General features: G+C 70.6%; 11 protein-coding genes and 2 tRNA genes. 9 read left to right on the plus strand and 4 right to left on the minus strand.

What is annotated here, in order from left to right:
- Positions 1-21 precede the first annotated feature (21 nt).
- On the plus strand, positions 22-987 hold the full coding sequence (pheA, locus tag FFS51_RS13100; protein ID WP_235557410.1) for a prephenate dehydratase: 966 nt from the start codon (positions 22-24) through the stop codon (positions 985-987).
- A gap of 9 nt (positions 988-996) precedes the next feature.
- Here pheA and FFS51_RS13105 read toward each other — a convergent pair whose 3' ends face one another.
- The 3 genes from FFS51_RS13105 to FFS51_RS14980 form a co-directional block, all read right to left on the minus strand.
- A complete protein-coding gene (locus tag FFS51_RS13105; protein WP_137878606.1) occupies positions 997-2,040 on the minus strand; it encodes an MsnO8 family LLM class oxidoreductase in 1,044 nt (347 codons plus the stop codon).
- Positions 2,041-2,092: 52 nt separating this feature from the next.
- Positions 2,093-3,430, minus strand: a complete 1,338-nt coding sequence (locus FFS51_RS13110) for a cryptochrome/photolyase family protein (RefSeq protein ID WP_137878607.1) — start codon at positions 3,428-3,430, stop codon at positions 2,093-2,095.
- 76 nt (positions 3,431-3,506) lie between these two features.
- Positions 3,507-5,141 (minus strand): sigma-70 family RNA polymerase sigma factor, encoded by a 1,635-nt coding sequence (locus FFS51_RS14980; protein WP_137878608.1) that lies wholly within the window; start codon positions 5,139-5,141, stop codon positions 3,507-3,509.
- Positions 5,142-5,345: 204 nt separating this feature from the next.
- Between FFS51_RS14980 and FFS51_RS13120 the strand changes: the two genes are divergently transcribed.
- A complete protein-coding gene (locus FFS51_RS13120) occupies positions 5,346-5,702 on the plus strand; it encodes a hypothetical protein (protein WP_045247095.1) in 357 nt (118 codons plus the stop codon).
- On the opposite strand, the gene FFS51_RS13125 is transcribed toward FFS51_RS13120, so the two are convergent.
- Complete coding sequence (locus tag FFS51_RS13125) at positions 5,689-6,684, minus strand: diacylglycerol/lipid kinase family protein (protein WP_137878609.1); 996 nt, start codon at positions 6,682-6,684, stop codon at positions 5,689-5,691. The genes FFS51_RS13120 and FFS51_RS13125 overlap by 14 nt on opposite strands.
- Before the next feature lie 74 nt (positions 6,685-6,758).
- Here FFS51_RS13125 and serS point away from each other — a divergent pair, with 74 nt between their 5' ends.
- The 7 genes from serS to FFS51_RS13160 all read left to right on the plus strand — a co-directional run bounded on the left by serS (position 6,759) and on the right by FFS51_RS13160 (position 11,788).
- The gene (gene serS, locus FFS51_RS13130; RefSeq protein WP_045247097.1) at positions 6,759-8,039 is read left to right on the plus strand and encodes a serine--tRNA ligase; all 1,281 of its coding nucleotides are present in this window, start codon (positions 6,759-6,761) and stop codon (positions 8,037-8,039) included.
- Complete coding sequence (locus FFS51_RS13135) at positions 8,036-8,860, plus strand: HAD family hydrolase (RefSeq protein WP_048809156.1); 825 nt, start codon at positions 8,036-8,038, stop codon at positions 8,858-8,860. The genes serS and FFS51_RS13135 overlap by 4 nt, the downstream gene beginning before the upstream one ends.
- Positions 8,861-9,000: 140 nt before the next feature.
- A tRNA-Ser gene (locus FFS51_RS13140) sits at positions 9,001-9,085 on the plus strand.
- Positions 9,086-9,163: 78 nt separating this feature from the next.
- Entirely contained in the window at positions 9,164-10,432 is a 1,269-nt protein-coding gene (locus tag FFS51_RS13145; protein ID WP_249352730.1) for an LCP family protein, read from the plus strand.
- Positions 10,433-10,578: 146 nt separating this feature from the next.
- Positions 10,579-10,667 (plus strand) — tRNA-Ser (locus FFS51_RS13150).
- A 321-nt stretch (positions 10,668-10,988) separates the two neighbouring features.
- On the plus strand, positions 10,989-11,294 hold the full coding sequence (locus FFS51_RS14840; RefSeq protein WP_212742823.1) for a transposase: 306 nt from the start codon (positions 10,989-10,991) through the stop codon (positions 11,292-11,294).
- Positions 11,291-11,788 (plus strand): IS3 family transposase, encoded by a 498-nt coding sequence (locus FFS51_RS13160; protein ID WP_137878610.1) that lies wholly within the window; start codon positions 11,291-11,293, stop codon positions 11,786-11,788. The genes FFS51_RS14840 and FFS51_RS13160 overlap by 4 nt, the downstream gene beginning before the upstream one ends.
- Positions 11,789-11,816 lie beyond the last annotated feature (28 nt).

The raw sequence follows: 11,816 nt of genomic DNA on the forward strand, positions 1-11,816 counted from the left end.
GCGCGGCTAGGCTGTGTCCCCGTGACGATCGACGCGCCCGAGGCCGATGCCCCTCGCCGCACCTACAGCTACCTCGGCCCCGCCGGAACCTTCACGGAGGCCGCCCTCGCCCAGGTGCCGGAGGCGCGCGAGCACGTGTGGCGCCCCGTGCGCAATGTGGGCGAGGCGCTCGCCGACGTCGTCGAGGGGCGGTCCGACGCAGCGATGATCGCGATCGAGAACTCGGTCGACGGTGGCGTCTCCACCGCGCAGGATGCCCTCGCGACGACGCCGGGCCTGCGCATCGTGGGCGAATACCTCGTCCCGGTGCGTTTCGTGCTGGTCGGCCGCCCCGGCAGCCGGCTCGAGGACGTGTCGCTGATCGCGGCCCACCCGGTCGCCTACGCGCAGAGCCTGCGCTGGTTGAGCGAGACCCTTCCGGCGCACGCGCACCTTCCCGCGGCGAGCAACGTGGCCAGCGCGCTGGGGCTGCTCGACGGGTCGAGTCCCGCGGACGCGGCCATCGCCCCGCCGGGCATCACCGAGCATCACGAACTCGAGGTGCTCGCCGAGGACATCGGCGACAACCCCAACGCCGTGACCCGGTTCGTGCTGGTCAGCCGCACGGTCGCACCGCCGGCGCCGACGGGTGCCGACAAGACCTCGCTCATCGTCGAGCTCCCCGAGGACCACCCCGGCGCGCTGCTCGAACTTCTCGAGCAGTTCGCCACCCGTGGCATCAACCTCTCGCTGCTGGCCTCGCGTCCGGTGGGCGACGAGCTGGGCCGCTACCGCTTCGTGATCGACGCCGATGGGCACATCCGTGATGAGCGCATGGCCGACGCGCTCATGGGCCTGCGCCGGTTCAGTCCGAAGGTGATCTTCCTCGGGTCGTACGCCCGAGCAGACCGCGCGATCGTGCATTACCCCGACCGCTACTCCGACGAGGTGTTCGTCGAGGCGCGGGACTGGCTGCGCGGGCTCGTGAGCGGCGAGCCGGAGGACTGACCCGCCCGCTCACTCGGCGAGCGGCGCGAGCAGCTCGAGGGTGCGGGCACGGCCGGGTGCGGCATCCATCGGCTCGTCGTCGTGGGCGCCCGCGACGGGCGAGATCATGACCTCGTCGAGCCCGTGTCGCGCCGCGAAATCGGAGAGGCGGCGGCGCACGTCGTCGCCGTGGCCGATGAACCAGGTCGATTCCGCCCACGCCCGGAAAGGCGCCGACAGGCCGTCCTCGGCCTCGGCGGCGGCCGCCTGCTCGACCGTCTCGAGGGCGATGAGAGGGCGGCCCGAGCGCAGCCGCGCCATCATGCGGATCTGCGGCAGCGCGCGTGCCGCTGCCTCGACCGCGGTGTCGGCCGCGACGACGTTGGCGGTGAGGAAGGTCACGGGTGCCGGGTGCTGCTCGCTCGGCTGGTACTGCTCGCGGTACAGCGACAGGGCGCGCTCGAGGCCGTCGCCCGAGAAGTGGTTGGCGAACACGTACGGCAGGCCCATCGAGGCGGCGAGCTGCGCCGAGTAGTCGCTCGACCCGAGCAGCCACACCTGCGGCTGCGACGTCGCGGCCGGGGTGGCGGTCACACCGTACGTGCCACCAGAGGTGAACTGCACGGTCGCGCCCTGCGGGCTCGTGATCGAGAGGATGTCGCGGATGTGGTCGGGGAAGCGCTCCACGTCGCTCGTCGTGCCCGAGCGGTGCAGCAGCTGGGTGATGACCGGGTCGCTGCCGGGCGCGCGCCCGATTCCGAGGTCGATGCGGCCGGGCGCGAGGGCCTCGAGCGCCGCGAACTGCTCGGCGACGACGAGCGGCGAGTGGTTGGGAAGCATGACGCCGCCCGAACCCACCCGGATGCGCGACGTGCGGGCCGCGGCCGCGGCGATCAGCACGGGCGGCGTCGTCGAGGCGACGGCCGGCATGTTGTGGTGCTCGGCGAACCAGTAGCGCGTGTAGCCGAGCTCGTCGGCGCGGTGGGCGAGCGAGAGGGATGCCGCGACCGCCGCGGCGCTCGTCTGGTGGGTGCGCACGGGCACGAGGTCGAGGACGGAAAGGGCGGTGCTCATCGTGTGCTGCAACGGGGAGGCCGCGGCATCCATTCCCCGGCCGCCCGTGCCGTCAGGCGCGGGAGCGCTTCACCTCGTCGTAGGCCGCCAGGGCGGCGCGCCGCGTGTCGCCGAGGTCGACGAGCGGCGGCACGTCGGCCCAATCGGGCGCCCAGCGGTCGATGTAGCGGTGCTGCGGGTCGAACTTCTGCGCCTGGGTCTCGGGGTTGAAGATGCGGAAGTAGGGTGCCGCGTCGGCACCGGAGCCCGCGACCCACTGCCAGTTGAACGGGTTCGCCGCCTCGTCGGCGTCGACGAGTGTGTCCCAGAACCACTCCTCGCCGCGCCGCCAGTCGATGAGCAGGTTCTTGATGAGGAATGATGCCGCGACCATCCGCACCCGGTTGTGCATGACCCCGGTGTGCCACAGCTCCCGCATGCCGGCATCGACCAGGGCGATGCCGGTGCGGCCGTGCTGCCAGGCCCGCAGCGCCGCCGGATGCGGCCGCGGCCACGGGAAGGCGTCGAACTCGCGCCGCAGGTTCTCGGTGTGCAGGTCGGGGGCGTGGAAGAGGGTGTGCCAGGAGAACTCGCGCCAGCCGATCTCCGAGAGGAACCGCCCGGTGTCCTTCCCGGATGCCGCGGCCGCATGCCACACCTGGTGCGGGCTCAGCTCACCCCACCGCAGCCGCGGCGACAGCCCCGAGGTGACGCCGGCGGCCGGCTCGTCGCGCGCACGGTCGTAGTCGTCCACGTCGTCGGCGAGGAACTGCGCAAGGCGCCGGCGCGCGGCGATCTCGCCCGGCTCCCACGTCTCGCGCAGCCCGCCCGCCCAGTCGGGGTTCGTCGGCAGCAGCGCCCAGTCGTCGAGCGCGTCGCTTCGGGGGAGCGCCTGCGGCGCGACGAGCTCGCGGGGCTCGGGCAGCGGCGCGCGCGGCGCCGGCAAGTGCAGGCAGGCGCGCCAGAACGGCGTGAAGACGGCGTAGTGCCCGCCCGACCCGGTGCGCACCGTCCACGGCTCGAACAGCAGCGATGCGGCGAACGAGGCGACCTCGACCCCGTCGTCCCGCAGCAGTGCCTTCAGGGCGGTGTCCATCTCGCGCGCAGGTCCGCCGTAGCGGCGGTTCCAGAAGACGGCGGATGCCGCGGCATCCTGCACGACCTGCGGCACCATCTCGCGAGCGCGGCCCCGGCGCAGTACGAGGGCGCCGCCGCGCTCGCGCAGGCGCTCTCCGAGGTCGGCGAGCGAGTGGTGCAGCCACCAGCGGGCCGCGCCGCCGAGGGGCCGCACCTCCTCCGATGTGTCGAGCACGTAGAGGCCGATCACCGGTTCTCCGCGGTCGACGGCCGCGCGCAGGGCGGGGTTGTCGGCGAGGCGCAGGTCGTCGCGGAACCAGACGATCGAGGTCATGCCATGACCGTACGGCCGAGATGCGGCCGCTGCCGAGGGTTGACACCGACAGCGGATGCCGCCTCCCGCCGCTCGCTCACGTGAACTGATCGATGTTCAGCACGAGGGGGCGCGAGAGCCGGCCGTCGACGGTCGCGATGACGGTGATGGTCGCCAGGCGGAGCGCGATCGGGTCGAGTCCGTCGACGGAGACGTAGACCGTGCTGCCGAGTCGGAACACCTCGGTGCCGGTGCGATCGAGAGCGGTGACCGACACCGTCGCTCCCGGCGGCACGTCGACGGCGAAGAAGAGGCTGTCGGTTGTGGCGCCGTGGACCCACAGCCCGCCGCGGAACTGCGGTGTGGCGGGAACGGTCGGTGTCGACCCGTCGACTCCTGACGGCACCGTGGGAGTCGGAGTCGGAGTCGGAGTCGGAGTCGGAGTCGGAGTGGGGGTCGGAGTGGGAGTCGGGGTCGGAGTGGGAGTCGGCGTCGGCGTCGGCGTTGGGGTCGGCGTCGGGGTCGGGCTCGCCGTCTGCGCCGGCATCGGTGTCGGGCTCGCGTCTCGGATCGGGCTCGCCGAGGGCTCCGCCTCCGGTTCGGGCGACGGGTCGGCCGCGCGCGAAGGGGTGGTCTGGCCGCGGTCCGCCGGGCTCGGCGACGGTATGGCGGGGGTGGGATCGGGCTCGGCGGTGGGCATCGAAGGGGAGGCGGACGGCCCGTCGTCGGTCATCGGCACGGCTGCGGCGGCGGGCGGAGCGGGAGGCGGTGACACCGACGTCGCGAACATCGTGGCCGCCACAGCGGCCGCCGCGACGGCACCGACGAGGGCGACCGATCCGCCGACGATCGCCGAGGTCGCGATGGTCGCGGATCCCGCCGACACCCCGCTCGCCGTGGCACCTGCGCTCGACGCGGTGGCCGCGGCGCCACCGGCCGCCGGAGCTCCCGAGAGTGCGGCGAACGCCGCTGCGCCCGCGCCGAACACGATCGGCAGCAGCACGAGTGCGAGATGCCGGGACAGGTCTCTCGCCTCGGCGGCCAGGGCGCGGCACGCGTCGCACTCGGCGAGGTGACGAGACATCCGCTCGTTCTGCATCGTCGTGGCCGACCGTCGCACCCGTGCCGCGAGGTGCTCCCTCGTCCACGTGCACTCGGGGCCTGTCGCGCTCGGCAGGTTCTCGGTGATCCACGCCCGCTTCAGACCCTCACGGGCGCGACGACTCAGATTCGCCACCGCCGTCGGGCGCAGGCCCAGCAGCGGCGCCGCGTCACGCGGCCCGCGTCCCTCGACGGCCGTCAGCCACAGCACCTCCTGCCAGGCGATCGGGAGGCTCCGGAACGCCCGCACGATCGCGTCGCGATCCGACAGGGCGACGGCCTGGTCCTCGGGGGAGTCGACGGTCGGGGCAAGGGCGTCGAGCCCGCGCGGGTCGCTCGTGGGCTCGACGCCGGCTCGTTCGAGATGGCGCCATGCGAGCCGGCGCACGGTCGTGAACAGGTAGGGACGGAATGCCTCGGTCGGCCCGTTCCCCCGCTGCACCGCCTCCTGCACGCGGGCGAACGCTTCCTGTGCGAGATCCTCCGCGTCCGCCTCTGTCACGCCCTGCGCTCGCGCGGCGCTGATCGCGGCGGGGTGATGACGGCTCCAGAGCTGCCCCCATGCCGCGGCATCGCCGTCCCTCGCCTGCAGGAGCAGTGCGGCGTCACTCCGGCGCGCGTCGTCGACCATGTCCTCCCCCGTCCGTCTCCCGCGGGCGCATGACGCCCACCCCTGTCAGACAGGAGTCGTGTCGGGCGCGATCATGTCGCGACACGCACGGTTCGGGCGGTGCGCGTCGGCGAGCGGGAGATGTCCTCCGTGCCACCCTACGGAATCCCGATGAGGCCGGGGCCGGTCGCGACATGGAATGCCGTCATCCGGATCTTGACCGGTATGAGCACGTCGTCCCTCGATGCCGCGATCACCGCCGTCCCCTGTGACATCCACCCGTCCTCCCTCGTCACGGCGATTCCGGTATGGAAGTTCCCGGGCATCGCGCGCGGCATGACCCGACGCAAGGGCCTCGACCCCGAACGCGCGCTGCGCATCCTGCTCACCTCGCACGTGAGGGTGCACGGCGCCGACGGCGTCGTCACCTGCATCGTGCCGCGCACGCTCATGGCGCAGACGGCGACGTCTCCGGCCGCCTACGTGCAGATGTTCGTCGACATGCACCGTCAGGGCACGCTGCGATGGGATGCCGCGGCGCGGTCGCACGTGTGGAGTCGCGACGCCGTCACCAGCGGCTGACGTCGTGCCCCGGAGGCACGGTCACGAGCAGTGCCCCCTCGGCGACGCGGCAGTCGATCCCGATCGCGATGCCGAAGTGGTCGCCATCGAGCTGCACGGCCTGCGGAGTCTCGGTGCGCGTGTCGATCCCGTGCGCCGAGAGGTAGCGCACGGCCCGATCGCGGCGGCGCTCGAGCACGAGCCGGCCGGCCTTGAAGCGGCGCAGCACCGAGTTGTCCCACCAGACCCGTCGCCACACGGCCGCCCAGCCCCAGAACCCGCGGGGCTGGATGAGCACGATATCCAGCGCGCCGTCGGCGATCGACGCGTCCGGGATCAGGGCGATGCCGGCGGGCAGTGACCCGCAGTTGGCGAACAGGACGCTGTAGGTGCGGGAGCTGGCGAGCTTGTCGTCGTCGAGCTGGTAGACGATGCGGAACGGCGCGGCCTTCGGCAGCGAGCGCGCGGCGCCGTCGACGTAGGCCACCCATCCGACGGCCTTCTTCATGCGCGGGCGCGTGTTCGCGATCATCGCGGCGTCGAGGCCCATGCCGGCCATGACCACGAAGGACGCCTCCTCGACGGTGTGGTCGAGGCGGGTCATCCGCGCCAGGCCGATGTCGATCGGATGGATCTCGCCGTCGAAGGCCGAGGAGATGACCCGTTCGGGGTCGTCGAGGGTCAGGCGCAGGTTGCGGGCGAGCAGGTTCCCGGTTCCGCTCGGGACGATCGTCACGGGGATCCCGGTGTAGGCCATCGCCTCGGCGACCGCTCTCACGGTGCCGTCACCGCCGGCCACGAGCACGACCGACGCTCCCGCCGCGACCGCGGCACGAGCCTGACCGGAGCCGGCATCGCCGACGGTCGTCTCGAAGAAGAGAGGCGACTCCCAGCCGGCCCGTCCCGAGTAGTGCACGACCTGCGTGCGCAACCGGTCGCGATCCACCTTCACCGGGTTGTAGATGAGAGCCGCGCGCCGCACCGTGGGCACCGGGTCGGTCATGATCCACACCCTAGCGGCGGGGGGTCTGCCCTGCGGCCCGGCGAGGCTGCATCCCGCGCCCATAGACTTGTGGGGTGATCGATCTGGCGCTTCTGCGTGACAACCCCGAGCTGGTCAAGCGTTCCCAGACGGCTCGCGGTGAGTCGCCCGACACCGTCGACCGCGCCCTCGCGGCGGACCGCGCCCGGCGCGCGGCGCTCACGACGTTCGAGGAGCTGCGCGCGGCGCAGAACGCGCACGGCAAGAAGGTCGCCCAGGCTCCGAAGGAGGAGAAGGCGGCGCTCGTCGCCGAGGCGAAGACGCTCAGCGAACAGGTCAAGCAGGCGCAGGCCGCGGTCGGGGAGGCCGAGGCATCCGCCGACGAGGCTCTCGCGGTCATCGAGAACATCGTGGTCGACGGGGTGCCGTCCGGCGGCGAGGACGACTTCGTCACCCTGCGCACGCACGGCGGCGAACCGACATTCGACTTCGAACCGCTCGACCACCTGGCGATCGGCGAGAAGCTGGGCGCGATCGACATGGAGCGGGGTGCCAAGGTCTCCGGGGCCCGGTTCTACTTCCTCACCGGCATCGGGGCGCGTCTCGAGATCGCGATCATGTCGCTCGCGCTCGACCGTGCGCTGCAGGCCGGATTCACCCCGATCATCCCGCCGACGCTCGTGCGACCCGAGGTGATGCACGGCACCGGGTTCCTCGGCAAGCACTCCGCCGAGGTCTACCACCTCGACGAGCAGGACCTCTATCTCGTCGGCACGAGCGAGGTGCCGCTCGCCGGGTACCACATGGGCGAGATCATCGACCTCGACCGTGGGCCGAAGCGCTACGCCGGCTGGTCGACCTGCTACCGCAGCGAGGCGGGCTCGTACGGCAAGGACACCCGCGGCATCATCCGCGTGCACCAGTTCAACAAGCTCGAGATGTTCGTCTACACGACTCCCGAGGCCGCCGAGGAGGAGCATCTGCGCCTCGTGGCCCTGCAGGAGGGGATGCTGCAGGACCTCGGCCTCTCCTACCGGGTCATCGACGTCGCCGCGGGCGACCTCGGCTCGAGTGCCGCACGCAAGTACGACGTCGAGGCGTGGGTGCCCACGCAGGGCTCGTACCGCGAGCTGACGAGCACGTCGAACTGCACGACGTACCAGGCGCGTCGCCTCGACATCCGGTATCGTCCGGCGGTCGAGTCGGGCGCGCCGGCGAAGGCGCAGCACGTGGCCACCCTCAACGGCACGCTCGCGACCACCCGCTGGATCGTCGCCCTGCTCGAGACCCACCAGCGCGCGGACGGCTCGGTGACGGTGCCCGAGGTGCTGCGCCCCTACCTCGGCGGGCTCGAGGTCATGGAGCCGGTCGCGTGACCGATGCCACCCCCGGCGCCCCCGTGTCGGAGGGGGCCCTCGTGGTGCTCGACATCGACGGCACGGTGCTGCTCGAGGACGAGTCGCTGAGTCCCGGCGTCGTCGACGCGGTCGCCGACGCCCAGGCGCGCGGCCACCGGGTGATGCTGGCGACGGGCCGCAGTTGGGAGGGCACGATCGGCATCGTGCGTGCTCTGCGGATCCTTCCCGAGTACGTGGTGTGCTCGAACGGGGCGATGATCATGAAGCGCATCGGCGACCGCCGCGACTACGAGCGCTTCCACGCGGAGACCTTCGACGCGTCCGAGGTGCTCACGCTTCTGAAGGCGCACCTGCCCGACGCGCACTACCTTGTCGAACTCGCCGATGGACGTCGCCTGTTCACCGACTACCTCGACGACTGGCAGCTCGAGCGGGCGTTGCGTGTCGGCTTCGACGAGCTCGCCGCCGAGCCGGTCACCCGCGTGGTCGTCGTCTCTCCCGAGCAGACCGAGCACGACTTCATCGACCTCGTCGCCCGCATCGGCCTGAACCAGGTGTCGTACGCCGTCGGCTGGACGGCCTGGCTCGACATCGCCCCGAAGGGGGTCGACAAGTCGACCGCGCTCGAGAAGGTGCGCGCCTGGCTGGATGTCGCCTCCGACCGGGTGCTCGTGATGGGCGACGGTCGCAACGACATCGGCATGTTCACCTGGGCCCTCGCCGGCGGTGGCCGCGCGGTGGCGATGGGCCAAGGCCCCGACGAGGTGCGGGAGGCGGCCGGCGAGGTGACCGCATCGGTCGCCGACGGCGGGGTCGCGCAGGTGCTGCGCGCGCTGTGAGCCGCGGCATCCGTTCGACTCATCGCCGACACGCACCTTTCGTTCAGGCACCGCTCAGCGCTTCGTTGCGAGAATTGCCGCCGAGCCTCGTCGACTAGACTCGTCGCCGGTTCGACTCGACCGCTTCGGCGGACGTGTCGGGAGGGTTGTCCGAGCGGCCGATGGAGCTGGTCTTGAAAACCAGTGGGCAGAGATGTCCCGTGGGTTCGAATCCCACACCCTCCGCAGATCCCGACGGCTGCCCGAACGGCCCGAGGAGCGAGGGACCGGCCGCCGGCCGACCCTGACCCCGAGAGGACCTGAGTGACACCGTCGACTCCCCAGCCGCGCCGCCGCACGGTGGCCCGGCACGGGCAGCTGCGCTCGCCGCGGCCCGTCTCTCAGCTGTTCACGATCCTCGCGGTCGCGGTCGCCTCGGTGCTGGTCGCTGTTGTGGGCGTCGTCGGCTTCACGGTGTACAGCTTCACGACCGACTACGTCAGCAACGCGGTCGCCCTCCCGGGCGAAGACAGCGTGCCGCCGGACATCGGTGCGATCCAGGGCGGCTACAACCTGCTGATCGTCGGAACCGACGAGTGCCTCCCCGACTTCGCCGCGATGTTCCCCGGCCGGTGCAGCGGCGCCGACGACGGATCGATCAACAACGACGTCGACATCGTCGTGCACATCTCCGACAACCCGCGTCGGGTCACGGTCATCTCCTTCCCGCGCGACCTGATGCTTCCGATCCCCTCCTGCACCCGTGACGACGGCACGAAGACCTCCGCGATGAGCAAGCAGCCGCTCAACTCCACCTACTCGGTGGCGGGCCTCGGCTGCGTGGCGCAGACAATCACCTCTCTCACTGGCATGCAGATCCAGGGTGCGGCGAAGATCACGTGGGGTGGTGTCATCCAGATCACCGATGCGATCGGCGGCGTCGATGTCTGTGTGTCGGGGCGCATCTACGACCCGAACAACACCGGCCTCGACCTCGGCCCCGGCATGCACAACCTCGTGGGGATCCAGGCGCTGGAGTTCCTCCGGACCCGCCACGGCATCGGCGACGGCAGTGACCTCGGCCGCATCTCGAACCAGCAGCAGTACATGTCCCGCCTCGCGCAGAAGCTCATCAGCGCGGGAACGCTGTCCGACCCGACCACCCTGCTGCAGCTCGCGTCGATCGTCGTGAAGAACATCACGCCGAGCAAGTCGCTCACGAACCCCATTACGCTGGTGCAGCTCGCGACAGCCCTGAAGAGCGTCCCGTACAGCGACATCGTGTTCGTGCAGTACCCCACCCTCACCGACCCCTCGAACCCCAACAAGGTCGTGCCGAACACGTCGGCGGCGAGTGCGCTGTTCACAGCGCTCGAGAACAACGAGGCACTGCAGCTGACGGGCAAGGTCGGCCAGAACGGCGGTGTCATCGAGGTCACGCCGTCGGCCACCCCGACGCCGACGTCGACGCCGTCGACCACGAGCACGCCGTCGACCTCGACGACGCCGAACCCGACCGCGACCCTTCCGTCGTCGATCTCGGGTCAGACGGCGGCGCAGGAGACCTGCTCGGACGGAAACCTCAAGAAGTGACGGATGCCGCGGCCCCGCGCGATGCGGAGGCCGCGGCATCCACCGCTCCATGACGCGCCCCGCCCGGGTGCCGAACGGGTTTCGGACACACGCTCTCCACCGGTTATGCTTGCCGGGTGCGTGCGCGGTTCTGCCGCCGCACGCCTGGAGACGTCGCATAGTCAGGCCTAGTGCACCACCCTGCTAAGGTGGAGTCCTCGCAAGGGGACCGAGGGTTCAAATCCCTCCGTCTCCGCAACAAAAGTGCTGATAAGCGACAATTTATGAAGCTATGTGGCGCACTAGTCGAGACCGTTCAAACTTTCAGGAACCGAGCCCCAGGACAGCGCTGGGACAGCAGGTGTGCCCAGAAGGGCGAGAGCTGCCCGGTTGGCATCAATGCCGAGGACATGAGCGTAGGTGGACAGCAGCACGGTCGGGTTCTTGTGCCCAGACCACTCGGCGGCAGTCTTGACGTCTACACCGCGAAGCAACCAATACGAAATTGGGGCGTGAAGCAGGAACTGGTGACAACTGATCGTTAGTGCCGGGAGGCGCTGACGGGGAGGATGTCATCATGCCCGGTCCCTATCCCAGAGAGTTTCGCGAAGACGTTGTCGCGGTCGCGAGGCGCCGCGAGAGCGGCGTCACCATCAAGCAGATCGCCACTGACTTCGGTATCAGCGAAGCAACGCTGCAGAACTGGCTCCGCCAGGCCGATGTCGAGGAGGGCAACCGTCCTGGCCAAACTGCTGCTGATGCCGCGGAGTCTCGGGAGTTGAAGAAGCGGATCCGGTTGCTCGAGCAGGAAAACGAGGTCCTCCGCCGTGCGGCGGCGTATCTGTCGCAGGCGAACCTGCGCCTCGGTGGCTCCCCAAAATGACGTACCCGCTCGTATCTGAGCTCGCCGACGCGGGGATTCCCGTGACGGTGTCGTGCCGGGTTCTCAAGCTCGCCCGCCAGCCCTATTACCGGTGGCGCAACGACCCGGTCCGTGATGCGGACGTGCTCCGCGCGTATCGGATCAACGCGCTCCACGACGCGCACCACGACGACCCGACGTTCGGGTACCGATACCTCGCTGACGAAGCCCGGCGAGCGGGGTGGCGAATGAGCAGGCGGACGGCGTGGAAGCTGTGCTCGCAGGCCGGGATCCTCTCCTCTGCGCAACGCCGGCGACGCGGGAAGGGCAAGAAGTCCGGCCCTCCCGTGTTCGACGATTACGTCAAGCGCGTGTTCCGCGCTGACGCGCCGAACCGACTGTGGCTCACGGACATCACGGAGCACTGGACGACTTGGATTCCAGCGATCGTCGCAACACTGATGACGAGGGGGATGGATGCCGGCACGGAAGTACACAGAGCAGCAGCGGCGTGAGTTCATGGCGTTGATCGACCGGGGCGGG

It is taken from the genome of Microbacterium sp. 4NA327F11 (assembly GCF_005503465.1).
GTDB classification, from domain to species: Bacteria; Actinomycetota; Actinomycetes; order Actinomycetales; family Microbacteriaceae; genus Microbacterium; species Microbacterium ginsengisoli.